13 protein-coding genes are annotated in these 14,505 nt (G+C 69.6%); 5 read left to right on the top strand and 8 right to left on the bottom strand.

The features are described 5' to 3' along the window. Positions 1-105 precede the first annotated feature (105 nt). The 3 genes from CEG14_RS02115 to CEG14_RS02105 form a co-directional block, all read right to left on the bottom strand. Positions 106-462, bottom strand: coding sequence for a VOC family protein (locus CEG14_RS02115; RefSeq protein WP_094824695.1), 357 nt, complete (start codon positions 460-462; stop codon positions 106-108). A gap of 83 nt (positions 463-545) precedes the next feature. Then, positions 546-1,076 (bottom strand): thioredoxin family protein, encoded by a 531-nt coding sequence (locus CEG14_RS02110; RefSeq protein WP_094824694.1) that lies wholly within the window; start codon positions 1,074-1,076, stop codon positions 546-548. A gap of 17 nt (positions 1,077-1,093) precedes the next feature. Further along, positions 1,094-1,783, bottom strand: a complete 690-nt coding sequence (locus tag CEG14_RS02105) for a cytochrome c biogenesis CcdA family protein (protein ID WP_094824693.1) — start codon at positions 1,781-1,783, stop codon at positions 1,094-1,096. A 257-nt stretch (positions 1,784-2,040) separates the two neighbouring features. Between CEG14_RS02105 and CEG14_RS26545 the strand changes: the two genes are divergently transcribed. The 3 genes from CEG14_RS26545 to CEG14_RS02095 all read left to right on the top strand — a co-directional run bounded on the left by CEG14_RS26545 (position 2,041) and on the right by CEG14_RS02095 (position 4,376). Then, positions 2,041-2,175 (top strand): hypothetical protein, encoded by a 135-nt coding sequence (locus CEG14_RS26545; protein WP_256985559.1) that lies wholly within the window; start codon positions 2,041-2,043, stop codon positions 2,173-2,175. 139 nt (positions 2,176-2,314) lie between these two features. Further along, positions 2,315-3,049: a response regulator gene (locus CEG14_RS02100; protein WP_094824692.1), complete on the top strand. Its 735-nt coding sequence runs from the start codon at positions 2,315-2,317 to the stop codon at positions 3,047-3,049. A gap of 4 nt (positions 3,050-3,053) precedes the next feature. Continuing rightward, positions 3,054-4,376 (top strand): ATP-binding protein, encoded by a 1,323-nt coding sequence (locus CEG14_RS02095; RefSeq protein ID WP_094824691.1) that lies wholly within the window; start codon positions 3,054-3,056, stop codon positions 4,374-4,376. 27 nt (positions 4,377-4,403) lie between these two features. On the opposite strand, the gene CEG14_RS02090 is transcribed toward CEG14_RS02095, so the two are convergent. Beyond that, positions 4,404-5,189, bottom strand: a complete 786-nt coding sequence (locus CEG14_RS02090) for an enoyl-CoA hydratase (RefSeq protein ID WP_094824690.1) — start codon at positions 5,187-5,189, stop codon at positions 4,404-4,406. Between the two features lie 227 nt (positions 5,190-5,416). Here CEG14_RS02090 and CEG14_RS02085 point away from each other — a divergent pair, with 227 nt between their 5' ends. Next, the gene (locus CEG14_RS02085) at positions 5,417-6,490 is read left to right on the top strand and encodes an alpha/beta hydrolase family protein (protein WP_094824689.1); all 1,074 of its coding nucleotides are present in this window, start codon (positions 5,417-5,419) and stop codon (positions 6,488-6,490) included. Between the two features lie 19 nt (positions 6,491-6,509). Further along, complete coding sequence (locus CEG14_RS02080) at positions 6,510-6,905, top strand: CPCC family cysteine-rich protein (RefSeq protein WP_094824688.1); 396 nt, start codon at positions 6,510-6,512, stop codon at positions 6,903-6,905. Between the two features lie 539 nt (positions 6,906-7,444). Here the strand turns inward: CEG14_RS02080 and CEG14_RS02075 are convergent. The 4 genes from CEG14_RS02075 to CEG14_RS26540 all read right to left on the bottom strand — a co-directional run bounded on the left by CEG14_RS02075 (position 7,445) and on the right by CEG14_RS26540 (position 14,449). Then, complete coding sequence (locus CEG14_RS02075; RefSeq protein ID WP_094824687.1) at positions 7,445-9,508, bottom strand: UvrD-helicase domain-containing protein; 2,064 nt, start codon at positions 9,506-9,508, stop codon at positions 7,445-7,447. Between the two features lie 82 nt (positions 9,509-9,590). Continuing rightward, complete coding sequence (locus CEG14_RS02070; RefSeq protein WP_094825253.1) at positions 9,591-11,651, bottom strand: primosomal protein N'; 2,061 nt, start codon at positions 11,649-11,651, stop codon at positions 9,591-9,593. 521 nt (positions 11,652-12,172) lie between these two features. Beyond that, entirely contained in the window at positions 12,173-13,246 is a 1,074-nt protein-coding gene (hemE, locus tag CEG14_RS02065; protein ID WP_094824686.1) for a uroporphyrinogen decarboxylase, read from the bottom strand. A 192-nt stretch (positions 13,247-13,438) separates the two neighbouring features. Then, positions 13,439-14,449, bottom strand: coding sequence for a hypothetical protein (locus CEG14_RS26540; RefSeq protein WP_256985558.1), 1,011 nt, complete (start codon positions 14,447-14,449; stop codon positions 13,439-13,441). Positions 14,450-14,505: the final 56 nt, after the last annotated feature.

Below are 14,505 nucleotides of genomic sequence, written 5' to 3'. Positions count from 1 at the left end.
TGCTGCGAGGGCTTGCGGCTTTTGGGGCGCGCGATGCGAGGCCCGCGCGTTGTCTTGCTCGAGCACCCGCTCGCGCGTGGTGCGCGCGATGCGGGCCGGCGCGGTTTACTGCGCCGCCGTCCAGACCGCCAGCTCGTAGCCGTCGGGATCGATGAAATGGAAGCGGCGGCCGCCCGGAAACGCGAAGGTCGCGCGGCTGATGCGAGCGCCGGCGGCTTCGATCCGGCGCTGCGTGGCCTCGAGGTCGTCCGCATACAGGATCACCAGCGGCCCGCCGGGCCGCACCGCCTCGCCCGTCGTGAACCCGCCCTGCAGGCGCCCGTCGCTGAACTCGGTGTAGGTCGGCCCGTAGTCGGTGAAGGTCCAGCCGAACACCTCGCCATAGAACGCCTTGCTGCGGGCGATGTCGGCGACGTTGAACTCGATGTTGTCGATGCGATGGTCGTGATGCTGCGGGTTCATTGCGGAGTCCTTGGAAGCGAGAGGTCACACCGCCCGCATCTTACGGCAGGGCGCGCTCGCGCCCTGCCCCGCGAGCCAGCCGCTCACCCCTGCTCGCCCAGCAGCCGCACGATCTCCGCCTCCGTTTCCTTGTAGTTGCCCTCGCCGAAGTGGCGATAGACCACGTTGCCCTGCTTGTCGATCAGGTACACGGCGGGCCAGTAGATGTTGCGGTAGGCGTCCCAGGTGGCGTATTTGTTGTCCTGGGCGACCGGATAGGTGATGCCGAAGCGGCCGATGGCTTTCTCCACGTTCGCGGTCAGGCGCTCGAACGGAAACTCCGGCGTGTGCACGCCCACCACGACCAGGCCCTGGTCCTTGTACTTGCGATACCAGTCGGTGACGTAGGGCAGCGTGCGGATGCAGTTGATGCAGGTGTAGGTCCAGAAGTCGACCAGCACGACCTTGCCGCGCAGGCCTGCCAGGGTGAGCGGCTCGCTGTTGAGCCATTTCTCGATGCCGGTGAACTCCGGCGCGGGCATGGGGCTGCCGGCCGCATGGGCGCCGGGCAGGGCCTGCAATGCGCCGAACGACAGCAGCGAGGCGAGGGCGAGATGCTTGAGGGTCTTGAACATGGTGGTCTCCTTGCGGGTCAATGGAACAGGTTGGCGATCCAGGCGTAGGCCTGCACGTCGAACTGGAAGTGGATGGCGATGGCGGTGAGCACGAGCAGGAGGCCGAACAGGCGCTGCAGCGTCACGCTGTGTCGGGCGATGCCGCGCACGCGGGTCGCGGCGACCTTGCCGCCATAGGCGATGGCAAGCATCGGGATGCCTGCGCCCAGCGCGTAGCAGAACAGCAGCAGGCTGGAATGGCCCAGGTCCTGCGCCTTGGCGGCGAGCACCAGGATCGAGGCCAGCACCGGGCCGGCGCAGGGCGTCCAGACGGCGCCGAGCGAGAGCCCGAGCAGGAAGCCGCCCGCGTTGCCGTTGCTGGCGCGGTCGCCCACGGCAGCGAGCCGGGAGATGGGCCCGCCGATGCGCGCCATCAGCCAGTCATAGGGTTGCGGCCAGATGCGCATCAGGCCGAACACGGCCAGCAGCGCGACCGATACGTTGCGCACGGCCTCGTGCGTGCCGGTGCTGATGCTGGTGAGCAGGCTGAGCGCGATGCCGAGCGCGGCGAAGGCGAGCACGAAGCCGGCCACCACGAAGGCGGGACGCATCCGGTGCGATTGCTCGACCGACGAGCCCAGCAGGATGGGCAGCAGCGGCAGGACGCAGGGCGAAGCGACGGTGAGCATGCCTGCCAGCAGCGCAACGGGGGAACTGACGATGTCCATGGTGGCGTTCCGATCGGGTTGTCGATGGAACGCATTTCACGCGCCGCACGTATCCGGGCTGTGCCGCAAAACGGGTTTTTTTCAAGCGCGTGTATCGCCTGCGGGCGGCCGGTACAGTGCGACACACAGGCGGCCGCAGGGCCCGGTATAACGCGCTCATCCCCCTCCGAAGGAGCGACCATGAACGCACCGAAGCCCTGCCCGCCCTGCGCCGGCGCCTGCCATGGCGGCACGCGCCTTCCGGTGGGAGCGCCCTCATGAAACGGCTGATCGCGGTGATGCTGCTGCTGTTCGGCGGACTGAGCGTGGAGGCGGTGCGGCCGCTGCAATGCGAGCTGATCGCGAGCAGCCAGCCGCGCGCCCGCCGGCCCGGCGAAGACGAAAGCGACTGAGCGCCCTGCAAGCCGGTTTGTCGCGCCGGGGAGGTCGATACACTGGCATACAAAGCGGCCTTCTCGACGGCGCCGGCTTGGCTTACATTCGTCTCCCAGGGCGGCACCGTGCCGCCGACCGAGCATCCGAGGCAAAGCAATGGACCCTGTGGACCACATCCTGATCGTCGACGACGATCGCGAGATCCGCGAGCTGGCCGGCAATTTCCTGCGCAAGAACGGCCTGAACGTGACCTTCGCCGCCGACGGCCGGCAGATGTGGCAGCAGCTGGCCAGCACGGCGGTCGACCTGATCGTGCTCGACATCATGATGCCCGGCGACGATGGCCTGGTGCTGTGCCGCGAGCTGCGCGCCGGCAAGCACCGCAGGATCCCGGTGCTGCTGCTCACCGCGCGCGGCGACGACATGGATCGCGTGCTGGGCCTGGAGATGGGCGCCGACGATTATCTGGTCAAGCCCTTCGTGGCGCGCGAACTGCTGGCGCGCATCAAGGCGGTGTTGCGCCGCACGCGCATGCTACCGCCGAACTTCCAGGTGACCGAATCGGCGCAGCAGATCCGCTTCGGGCAGTGGCGGCTCGACACCACCGCGCGCCACCTGCTCGACCCCGACGACACCATCGTGGCGCTGAGCGGCGCCGAATATCGGCTGCTGCGCGTGTTTCTCGATCATCCCCAGCGGGTGCTCAATCGCGATCAGCTGCTGAACCTCACGCAGGGCCGCGAGGCCGACTTCATGGGCCGCTCGATCGACCTGCTGGTGAGCCGCCTGCGCCAACGCCTGGGCGAGGACGCGCGCGAGCCCATGTACATCAAGACCGTGCGCAGCGAGGGCTATGTGTTTTCCGCCGCGGTCGAGGTGAGCGAAGACTGACGCCATGCGCCTGACGCTCGAGCGGCCCTGGCCGCGCACCCTCGTGGCCCGCCTGTTTCTCATCTTCGTGGCGGGCCTCGTGCTGGCGCACACGATGTCGTTCGCGCTGCTGTTCTACGAGCGCTACGACGCCACCCGCACCATGATGCTGGGCGACCTCGAGCGCGACGTGGCCGTGGCGATGGACGTGCTCGACCGGCTGCCGGCAGCAGAGCGCCCGGCCTGGCTGGCGCGCCTGTCCAACGGCAATCGCCAATACCTGCTCGGCCCGGCCGAGGCCGACCAGCCCTTGACGCTGCCGGAAGCGCGCAGCGCGGCCGCGGCGATCGCCGCGGCGCTGCACGAGGAGCGGCCGCTGAGCATCCGCGCGATGGCCGGCGATCCGCGCCACATCCAGGCCGAGGTCACGCTGGGCGACGGCGGCAAGGCGGTGCTCGACATCCATCTGCAGATGCCGCCGCTGGCCCGCTGGTTGCCGCTGGTGCTGGCGTTGCAGCTCGGCCTGCTGGTGCTGTGCGCCTGGCTGGCGGTGCGGCTGGCCGTGCGGCCGCTCACGCGGCTGGCGCACGCCGCCGACGGCATCGACCTGGAACGCAAGCAGCCGCCGCTTTCGGAGACCGGCCCGCGCGAGGTGGCGCAGGCCAGCGCCGCGTTCAACGCCATGCAGGCGCGCATCGGCGCGCACCTGGCCGAACGCATGCGCATGCTGGGCGCGATCTCGCACGACCTGCAGACGCCCATCACGCGCATGAAGCTGCGCACCGAGTTCATGGACGACTCCGCCGAGAAGACCAAGTTCGAGCAGGACCTCGACGAGGTGCAGCGCCTGATCCGCGAAGGCATCGACTACGCGCGCAGCGCGCAGGGCAACCAGGAGGCGCCGGCCCGCATCGACCTGGCCGCGTTCCTCGACAGCCTGGTGTGCGACTACCAGGACACCGGGCGCGACGTCACGCTCGCGGGCGAGGCCGGCGGACCGCTCGCGACCCGCCCGCACGCGCTGCGGCGCGTGCTCGGCAACCTGATCGACAACGCATTGAAGTTCGCCGGCAGCGCCGAGGTGCGCGTCGAGCGCCGCGGGCCGCAGGATGTGTCGGTGTACGTGCTCGATCGCGGCCCGGGCATTCCGGAGGCCGAGCTCGATGCGGTGCTGCAGCCCTTCTATCGGGTGGAGGCCTCGCGCAACCGCGGCACGGGCGGCACCGGGCTCGGGCTCGCGATCGCGCGCCAGCTCGCGGCCGGCGTGGGCGCGGCGCTGCTCCTCACCAATCGGCCGGGCGGTGGCCTGGCGGCGGAGTTGCGGATCCAGGAAGCGCCACCGGCCTGAGCCGGTGGCAGGCTGCCGCGCCGGACCTCAGCGCGCGGCCTTGCGCGCGAGAAAGGCCTGCATGTGGGTCTGCGGCTCGCCCGTGTCGAAGGCCGCGCCGAACTCCGCCACGCTGTCGGCGATCGCCTCGTCGACGCTGATTTTTTCCCAGCGGCGCAGCAGCCGCTTTTGCTGGCGCAGCGCCTGCGGGCCGAAGCCGGCCAGCCGCGCGGCCAGCGCAGCGACGGCGCCGTCGAGCTCGCTGTCGGGCAGCACGCGGTGCACCAGTCCCCAGTCTTGGGCGGTGGCGGCGTCGACGGACTCGCCGGTGAGCAGCAGCCACTGCGCGCGCGCCGCACCGATCAGCGCGGGCAGCAGCGCGGCATGGATCACCGACGGAATGCCGACCTCGACCTCGGGCATGCCGAAGCGCGCCGCGTCGCCGGCCAGCCGCAGGTCGCAGGCGGCCGCCAGCTCCAGCCCGGCGCCGAGGCAATGGCCCGGGATGCGGGCGATCACAGGCACGGGGAAAAAGCGCACCGTGTCGCACAGCTCGCACAGGCCCGCGATGAAACGCTGGGCGCGCGTGTTGTCGAGCGTCGCCATCTCGCTGATGTCGGCGCCCGCCACGAAGGCGCGCTCGCCGTCGCCTCGCAGGATCACCACGCGCACCGCGGCGCGCCCGGCCAGGTCGTTGAAGGCCTGGGTCAGGCCCGCGATGACCGCGCTGCCCAGGATGTTGAGACTGCCCGCATCCACGATACGCACCGTGGCCACGCCCTCGGGGGAGAGTTCCACCCGGGCATGCGGATGACTGAAACGATCAGGATCCACCGCTAGCTCTCCTTCGGATACACGGCCGGCCGCGCGTACGCACGGCGGCTCGCCGGATCATCCTAACGGCGCAATGGCCGCCCTGTAAACCGGACTGACAACGTAAACGGCCCCACGCGGGCCCGATACGCCGTGGACCGGCCCGGATGCGGGCTTGATCGGCGGATTGGCGGGGCGGGCCCGTCCGTTACGCTGCCCGCTGGTCCGCAGTTCGTCACCTCGTCGTCATGCCCGGGAATCTCCATGCTCTCTCCGCGGCGCGCCCAGGCCCCGCCGCGCCCCGCCCCCGCCGTCTCGATCGATCGCCCTGCCCGGCCGCTCGCCCGCCGCGCGCGCGGTGGCGCCCGCTCCGCGCGCTCCTGCTGTGGCTGGCCGCGCTGGCGCTCCTGCCGGCGGCGCACGCCACCGGCTTCGGCCTGATCCGGATTCCCCCGGCGGCGGGCCTACCGGCGCTGGCCGGCGCGGTCTGGTATCCCTGCGCCGCACCCCAGGGCGCGGCGGCGCTGGGCCCGACGACGTTGCAGGGCCTGCTGGCCTGCGACCCACCCAAGCATCGGCAATGGCCGCTGGTGATCCTCTCGCACGGCAGCGGGGGCTCGTACCTGGGCCATCGCGACACCGCCGAGACGCTGGCGCGCGCGGGCTTCGTGGTGGCGGCGATCGAGCATCGCGGCGACAACGCCCACGACATGGCGCGGCGCGGCCACCTCGACGTGTTCGCCAGCCGCCCGGGCGACCTGAGCCGCCTGATCGATTTCATGACCGAGCACTGGCGCTACGCGAGCCACCTGATCCCGTACAACGTGGGGGTGTTCGGCTATTCGCGCGGCGGCTATGACGCGCTGGTGCTGGCGGGCGCGCAGCCCGACCTGAGCCTGCTCACGCCGTTCTGCCAGGGCGCGGCCAGTATTCCGTGGTGCGGCGAGATCGCGCGGCGCGCCTGGCCGGTGTTGCCGGAGCCCGACCCGCGCGTGAAGGCCATCGTGCTGGCCGACCCGCTGAATCTGTTTTCGCGGCCGGGGCTGGCGCGCGTGGACGTGCCGGTGCAGATCTGGGCCTCGCAGTTCGGCGGCGACGGCATCGTGCCGTCCGACGTGACCGCACTGCAACGCAACCTGCCGCGCGACCCGGACTATCATCTGGCAAAGCAGGCGAGCCATCATGCGTTCCTGCCGGCCTGCGCGGCGCAGCAGCGCAAGCAGCTGCCGAGCCTGTGCCGCGACGCCGCCGGCTTCGATCGCCAGGCCTTCCATCAGCGCCTCAACGCGTCGGTGAAGGCCTTCTTCCAAGACCACCTCTGACCCGCGCCGCAAGCGCCCGATGCTCATGCCGTTGACCCCGCTCACGCGTGCCGATTGTCCCTGTTGCGGCTACCCCACGCTGGACCAGGGCGCCGATTTCGAGATCTGCCTGCTGTGCGACTGGGAAGACGACGGCCAGGGCGAAACCGACGCCGCCGAGGTGCGCGGAGGCCCCAACGGCGACTATTCGCTGGCCGAGGCGCGCTCGAACTTCGCGCGCCGGCTGGTCATGTACCGCGAGGGCCATCGCCGCCCCATCACGCCCGCGCAACAGCAGATCAAGCGCGAGCTGATGGCGGCCTACGACGCGTGGCGCGACGCCCCCGCCGACACCCGCGACGCCCTCGCCGCCGAGGCCCTGCGCCTGGAACGCATGTACCGCGCCACCAGCCGCCTCTCGCTCGACGACGACTGACTCCCGCTTCCCCTGGCGCCGCATCCGCCACCCGCTCGCAGGAAGAGCGCGCCCGAAAAGGAGCGCCCAAAAATGAGTCAGACTGCATTTTCTGATAATGGAGTCAGACTGCATTTTCCGAACCGCGCGTTCGACCGCACCACAGCGGCCCGCGACGCCCAAAACGAAGGTGTCAGACTACATTTTCCGCGCACGCGGGGCGGCTGGAAAAATGCAGTCTGACACCTTTTCGATAAATGCAGTCTGACACCTTTTCGACGGGTCTACGCGCGCCGAGCGATGCATCGCGATGAAGAAGGACGGGCCCTCGGGGGTTGCGTGGAGTCGACGCGGCGCCCCCTGAAAAAATGAGTCAGACTGCATTTCCCGAACCGCGCGTTCGACAGCACCACTGCAGTCCGCGGGGCCTAAAACAAAGGTGTCAGACTACATTTTTCGGCGCACGCGGGGCGGCCGGGAAAATGCAGTCTGACACCTTTTCGATAAATGCAGTCTGACACCTTTTCGGGGTGGGGCGGCAGGCGGCGCGGGGGCTCGGGTTACTTCTTCAGCAGGGCCTTGAGCATGTCGAGGCGGGCCTTGGGGGTGAGGGCGGCGGTGGCGTCGTCTTCGACGATGCCGGGTTGCTCCAGGCCCATCTCTTCGATGAAGCGCGAGGGTTCGCAGGCGCGATCTTCGCGGGCGCGGCGGCGGCGCTTGCACCAGGACAGATGCAGGCTGCGCTTGGCGCGCGTGATGCCCACGTACATCAGCCGGCGCTCTTCCTGGATGCGCACGGCCAGCGAATTGGCGGCGCTGTCGGGGTCGGTGTCTTCCTCGTCGCGGCCGAGGTGGGGCAGCAGCCCTTCCTCGACGCCGGCCAGATAGACGTGCGGATACTCGAGACCCTTGGACGCGTGCAGGGTCGAGAGCTTGACCGCGTCGGGCTCCTCCTCGTCCTCGCCGCGCTCCAGCATGGTCACCAGCGCGACGTGCTGCACCAGCTCGAACAGCGTCATGCCGTCTTCATCGGCCTTGCGCTTGAGCCAGCCGGTGAGCTCCAGCACGTTCTGCCAGCGCGTCTGCGCCGGCCGTTCGTCGAACATGTCGTAGAGGTAGCGCTCGTATTGGATCGCCTCGACGAGATCGTCGAGCAGCGGGCCCGCGGGCTCGGCCGCGCGCGTGCTGCTGCCGTCGGCGCCGCGGCCGGCGCGCCACTGGATGCGACGGATGAACTCGGCAAAGGTGCGCAGCGGTTCGAGCTGGCGCGGCGCGAGCTGCGCCTCGATGCCGCTCTCGGCCACCGCGGCCAGCAGCGATATCTGGCGGCCGGCCGCGTAGGTGCCCAGCACCTGCAGCGTGGCCTGCCCGATGCCGCGCTTGGGCGTGGTGGCGGCGCGGATGAAGGCCGGATCGTCTTCGTCGTTGGCCACCAGCCGCAAATAGGCCAGGATGTCGCGCACCTCGGCCTTGTCGAAGAAGCTCTGGCCGCCCGAGATCGTGTACGGGATCTTCAGGTTGCGCAGCGCCTGCTCGAGAATGCGCGATTGATGGTTGCTGCGGTAGAGAATGGCGAAGTCGCGCCACTCGGCCTGGCGTTCGAAGCGCGCGGCCGAGAGCTTCATGCCGATCGACTCGGCCTCGTGCTCGTCGCCCTCCATGGCCGTGACCTGGATCGGCTCGCCGTAGCCCAGGTCGGACCAGAGTTTTTTCTCGAACAGCTTGGGATTGCGCTCGATCACGTTGTTGGCCGCGTGCAGGATGCGCTGCACCGAGCGGTAGTTCTGCTCGAGCTTGATGAGCTTGAGGTTGTCGTAGTCGGTGGTGAGCTTGGCCAGGTTTTCGATGGTGGCGCCGCGCCAGGCGTAGATCGCCTGGTCGTCGTCGCCCACGGCCGTGAACATCGCGCGCATGCCGGTGAGCAGCTGCACCAGGCGGTATTGGCACACGTTGGTGTCCTGGTATTCGTCGACCAGCAGGTAGCGCACGCGATTCTGCCAGCGCGTGCGGACCTCCTCGTTGCTCTCGAGCAGCAATGCCGGGATGCGGATCAGGTCGTCGAAGTCGACCGCCTGGTAGGCCGCGAGCGTGGCGGCATAGCTGCGATAGATGTGCACCGCCTCGACCTCGGTCGGCGTGACGGCCACGTTGGCGGCCTGGTCGGGCTCGAGCAGCGCGTTTTTCCAGAGCGAGATGATGCCCTGCACTTCGCGCAGGCGGTTCCGGTCCGTGGTGGCGAGCAGCTCCTGGATGATCGCGAGCGCGTCGTCGGCATCCAGGATCGAAAAGGTGGGCTTGAGGCCGGCGTGCACGGCCTCTTCGCGCAACAGCTTCACGCCCAGCGCATGGAAGGTCGAGATCGTGAGCCCCTTGGCGAGCTTGCGGTCGACGATCTCCTTCACGCGCTCGGCCATCTCGCGCGCGGCCTTGTTGGTGAAGGTGAGGGCCACGACGTTGCGGCCCATATAGCCGCATTCGCGCAGCAGGTAGGCGATCTTCTGCGTGATCACGCGGGTCTTGCCGCTGCCGGCGCCGGCCAGCACCAGGCAGGGGCCGTCCAGATACAGCACCGCCTCTTTCTGGGCGGGATTCAGGCCATGGCCGATCGGGGTATCTTGGGACATTGCGGGGCAGAAGGAAAAGCAGCGGAGGGACGACGGCGGGCGGCGCACCCGCAAGCGCGAGCGCATGCGGACACGCGGGCGGCTAGATCTCCATGGGGTCGACTTCGAGCTGCCAGCGCACGCGCGCCTGTGATGCCAGGGGCTGCAGCTCGTAGAGCCAGAACCGCAGGAAGGCCTGCAGCGCCGGCCGGCTGGCACTCTCGACCAGCAGCTGCGCGCGCTCGACGTTGGCGACCCGCACCACACGCAGCGGCACGGGATCGTAGAGTGTAATCGCCTCGGCGCCGGGCAGCGCGCTCCCTTCGGCGAGATCGCGCGCCTGTTGCAGGAAAGCCAAGGCCTGCGCGAGCTCGCGCCCCTCGGCCGTGAGCAACGCCTGATAGGCGAAGGGCGGCATGCCGGTGTCTTCGCGCTCTTCGAGGGCATGGCGCGCGAAGCCGGCGTAGTCGTGCCGCAGCAGCGCCTGATAGACCTGCTGCTCGGGGTAGCCGGTCTGGATCAGCACCTCGCCGCCGCCGGTATGGCGGCCGGCGCGGCCCGCCACCTGCATCAGCTGCGCGAACAGGCGCTCGGGCGCGCGGAAGTCCTGGGCGAACAGCATCGAATCGGCGTTGAGCACGCCCACCAGCCCGAGGCGGGCGAAATCATGGCCCTTGGCCACCATCTGCGTGCCGACGAGGATGTCGACCTCGCCCGCGTGCACCGCGGCGAAGAGGGATTGCGCGCTGCCCTTCTTGCGCGTGCTGTCGGCGTCGATGCGGGAGATGCGCGCCTCGGGGAAGAGCTCGGCGAGATGCTCTTCGATGCGTTGGGTGCCGCGTCCCATCGGCTGCAGATCCTGGTCGCCGCATTCGGGGCAGGCGCGCGGCACCTGGGCCTGGTAGCCGCAGTGATGGCAATGCAGCCGGTAGCCGCTACCCTGGCCGCGATGCAGCACGGTGTAGGTGGAGCAGCGCGGGCAGTGCGTGATCCAGCCGCACGACGCGCAATGCAGCACCGGCGCATAACCGCGCCGATTGAGGAACACCAGCGCCTGCTCGCCCCGGGCGAGCCGATCGGTGATGGCATCGATCAGCTGCGGCGACATGCCGTGCTTGAGTTGCAGCCGGCGGGTGTCGACCAGCCGCATCCTGGGCAGCTCGGCCGCGCGGGCGCGGCCGGGCAGCGTGAGCAGCAGATAGCGCCCGCGCTGCGCGTGGTTCCAGGTTTCGAGCGAAGGCGTGGCCGACCCGAGCACCACCGGCACGTTGCGGTCGTGGGCACGCCACACGGCCAGGTCGCGGGCCGAATAGCGCAGCCCTTCCTGTTGTTTGTAGGAGGTGTCGTGCTCTTCGTCGACCACGATCAGGCCGAGGTCGGGCAGCGGCACGAAGATCGACATGCGCGTGCCGAGCACCATGCGCGCCTGGCCCCGTTGCGCGCGCGCCCAGGCCTCGACACGCTGGCCGTCGGAGAGCCCGCTGTGCATCACCGCCACGCCGTCGGTGCCGACCACGGCCTCGAGCCGCGCGCGCAGCGCCGCCTCGAGCTGGGGCGTGAGATTGATTTCGGGCACCATCAGCAGCACCTGGCGGCCCTGCGCCAGCGCGTGGGCGGCGGCGTGCAGATAGACCTCGGTCTTGCCGCTGCCGGTCACGCCATGGAGCAACACCGCCTTGAAGCCCTCGATGGCCGTGATGGCGTCGGCCGCCTGCTGCTGCGCCTCGTTGAGCGACGGCGCCTGGTCGGGCGTGGCCTCGCCGCGCGCCTTGCGCGTCTTGCGCGCGTCCAGGCGGGCCACCGGCCCCAGGCCGGACCGCTTGCCCTGGTAGGCCGTGGGCTTGCGCAGCGGCCCCGGCAACACCGGCAGCATCACCTCGCCCACCGGACGCTGGTAGTACTCGGCGGCGAAGGTGGCGAGCCGCAGCCAGTCGTCGGGAAACGGCGGGAGATCCTGCAACACCTGCTCGATGGCCTTGACCTGGGCCGCATCGATCGCGGGCGCGTCGGGGTGGCCGACCACCACGCCCACCATCTGGCGCCGGCCGAACGGCACGATCACGCGTGAACCGGCGGGAATCTGCTCCGTGGCACGGTAGTCGAACGGCCCGTCGAGCGGTACGTCGAGCGCAACCCGGTGCCAGACCGGCGGCCCGGCGTCGATCTCGGGCGCGTCAGCCGGCGCGGCCGCCGCCGGATCGGCGCCGTCGGCGTCGCGACCCGCCGCGGTGCGCGAGGCGCTGCGCTTGCGCCCCTTGGGCGGCTTGGCCGGGGCCGCAGGCGCCTCACCGCCCCCGGGCCCGACATCGCCGGGGGCCGAGGCTGCGGCCGACTCGGGGTCGGACAACAGATCGAGAAGGGGCAGGGACGGATTCAAACTTAAAGTGAATTCTGGATGATGACGCTAAGGTGACGCGGATCCGAGTGAAGTGCGATCAAAATCGGAGCGCCTGTGGATAACTTTGGGGAAAAACGCCGAACAAGCCGAATTTCGGAGGATGGAAATTTTGAGGCTCCCGCCCCGCCATTTGCCAACCCTCGCGAAAAATCGTTTTGATTCATGAACTTATGCTGTAAAGCAAGAGCCGGGCCTTTGTTTCACGGGTAAACACCGATGGCGTCGCTGCTGTGCACAACTATAAGGGGCCATGCTCAATTTACGCCCATTTCGGGGCTAGCGGCCACTCACTTACTGTGGAAAGCCCGGCTGTAGGCATGGACTTCGTCGACCAGTTCGGTGACCGCTTCCGGCGGCGTGAACTGCGAAATGCCATGGCCCAGATTGAACACGTGGCCGCCCTTGCCCACCTCGCCGAATGCGTCGATCGTGCGGCGGGCCTCCTGGCGGATGGCCTGCGCGCCACCGAACAGCGTCATGGGATCGAGATTGCCCTGCAGCGCCACCCGGTCGGCCACGCGCTCGCGCGCCTGCCCGAGGTTGACGGTCCAGTCGAGGCCGACGGCATCGGCACCACAGCCCGCGATTTCTTCGAGCCAGAGGCCGCCACCCTTGGTGAAGACGATGACCGGCACGCGGCGGCCTTCGTTTTCGCGCTTGAGCGCCTGCACCACCTGTCGGGTGTAGGCCAGCGAGAACTGCTGGTACAGCCCGTCGGCCAGCACGCCGCCCCAGCTGTCGAACAGCATGACGGCCTGCGCGCCCGCGTCGATCTGGGCGTTGAGGTATGCCGCGGTGGCGCGCGCGTTGATCTCGAGCATGCGATGCACCAGGTCGGGACGCGCGTAGAGCATGGTCTTGATCTGGCGATAGTCGTCGCTGCCCCGGCCTTCGACCATGTAGCAGGCGATGGTCCAGGGGCTGCCGGCGAAACCGATCAGCGGCACCCGGCCGTCGAGCTCGCGCCGGATCACCCGCACCGCGTCGAACACATAGCGCAGCCGATCCAGATCGGGCTCGGCCAGGCGCGCCACGTCGGCCTCGGTACGCACCGGCGTGGCGAAGCGCGGGCCCTCGCCCGGCGCGAACGACAGGCCCAGGCCCATCGCATCGGGCACGGTGAGGATGTCGGAGAACAGGATGGCCGCATCGAGCGGATAGCGCGCCAGCGGCTGCAGCGTGACTTCGGCGGCGTAGTCGGGATTCTGTGCGAGCCCCATGAACGAGCCGGCGCGCGAGCGCGTGGCGTTGTATTCCGGCAGGTAGCGGCCCGCCTGACGCATCAGCCAGATCGGCGTATACGGCACGGGCTCGCGCAGCAGGGCGCGCAGGAACACATCGTTCTTCAGGGGAGCGGACACGACTGACCTCGTCAAAGGGAAGCCTGGATTTTACCGCCCGAATCGGATGTGTCCCTTGACCTGCCTCCAACGCGCCGCGCATGCACGCCAATGCCCGCGCGGCGCTGCCGCGGCGCGCGCCGAGAAGCGCGAACGCGGACGCGGGCGCGGGCGCGGACGCGGGCACGGGCACCGCCGGGATGCGCGGCGGCCTCATCGCAAGGCCGCCTTGATCGCGTCGGCGTCGAGCCAGGGCGACATGGCGCCCTGCTCGAGCGCGCGGTAAGGCGCGGCACGGATCTGGTGCTTGCGCATCAGCGCCCAGAAGGCGCGCCGGTGCTTGGCGGAGGCGCGCGCGGCCTGCGTGACGTTGCCGCCATGACGCAGCAGGCAGCGATGCAGATAGGCGCGCTCGAAGCGCCCCGCCATCTCGGCCTTGGCCTGCCCGAACGGCGAATCGATCAGTTGATCGGTGTCGTCCCAGGCGCCGACGGGCGAGTCGGCATCGGGATCGGTATCCGGGTCGGCCTCGGCATGCGGGTCGATCAGGCGCGGCGCGGGCTCGCGCAACACGGCCAGATGCTCGCGCAGCAACTGCACCGACGCGATATCGAACACCACGCCCGGCGGGGTGAAGACGGGCGCGGCGGCCTGTGGGCCGGCCAGCGCGGCATCGGACTGCGCCTCGGCCTCTTCGGCGGGATCCTGGAACACCCCCTGGGCGACGTCGTAGCGCCAGGCCAGCCCGTTGGTGACCTGAGCGGGCGCGGCCGCCGGCGCCGGGATCTCCGGCAGCACGTCTGCCAGCGAGGGCCGGACGCGCTGGCGTGCCAGCGCCATTTCGGTGCGCACGCGCAGCTCTTCGGCGCCCGGCGGCGCGATCAGGTAATCGGCCACGCCGAGCTCGGTGAGATCGAGGACGCCCGCGGCGCGGACCTTGCGCACCAGCGCCAGCACCGGCGTACCAAGATGCGCTCGCGCGCCGGCCATCGCGGTGCGGGCCCACGACAGGGTGGCGGGCTCGACCGGCAGCAGGCAGGCATCGAAACGGCGCAGCATCAGCGTGGCCTGGGCCAGCCAGCACGGCGAGCCATCGCCATGCGCGCAGGGATCGACCGGGAAGAAACGCGCCGTGGCCTGATGGCTGGGCGCCGTCAGCCACTGCTCGACCCAGTCGCCACGGCCTGGCGCCATCACGACCGCATACTCTCGGACCTCACGCATGACGACCTCCTGGTGTGGTGGAACGAAACCACAGGCTAGAGAGGTCGATCGGGGCT

It is taken from the genome of Bordetella genomosp. 1, assembly GCF_002261335.1.
Lineage (GTDB): Bacteria > Pseudomonadota > Gammaproteobacteria > Burkholderiales > Burkholderiaceae_B > Bordetella.
Note: the sequence above shows the minus strand (reverse complement) of the source record. Positions and strands in the feature narration are given on the sequence as shown.

Excerpts from the sequence above, each read along its gene's own strand:
- CEG14_RS02115 (WP_094824695.1), bottom strand. The coding sequence starts at position 462 with ATGAACCCGCAGCATCACGACCATCGCATCGACAACATCGAGTTCAAC.
- CEG14_RS02110 (WP_094824694.1), bottom strand. The coding sequence starts at position 1,076 with ATGTTCAAGACCCTCAAGCATCTCGCCCTCGCCTCGCTGCTGTCGTTC.
- CEG14_RS02105 (WP_094824693.1), bottom strand. The coding sequence starts at position 1,783 with ATGGACATCGTCAGTTCCCCCGTTGCGCTGCTGGCAGGCATGCTCACC.
- CEG14_RS26545 (WP_256985559.1), top strand. The coding sequence starts at position 2,041 with ATGAAACGGCTGATCGCGGTGATGCTGCTGCTGTTCGGCGGACTGAGC.
- CEG14_RS02100 (WP_094824692.1), top strand. The coding sequence starts at position 2,315 with ATGGACCCTGTGGACCACATCCTGATCGTCGACGACGATCGCGAGATC.
- CEG14_RS02095 (WP_094824691.1), top strand. The coding sequence starts at position 3,054 with ATGCGCCTGACGCTCGAGCGGCCCTGGCCGCGCACCCTCGTGGCCCGC.
- CEG14_RS02085 (WP_094824689.1), top strand. The coding sequence starts at position 5,417 with ATGCCCGGGAATCTCCATGCTCTCTCCGCGGCGCGCCCAGGCCCCGCC.
- CEG14_RS02080 (WP_094824688.1), top strand. The coding sequence starts at position 6,510 with ATGCTCATGCCGTTGACCCCGCTCACGCGTGCCGATTGTCCCTGTTGC.
- CEG14_RS02075 (WP_094824687.1), bottom strand. The coding sequence starts at position 9,508 with ATGTCCCAAGATACCCCGATCGGCCATGGCCTGAATCCCGCCCAGAAA.
- CEG14_RS26540 (WP_256985558.1), bottom strand. The coding sequence starts at position 14,449 with ATGCGTGAGGTCCGAGAGTATGCGGTCGTGATGGCGCCAGGCCGTGGC.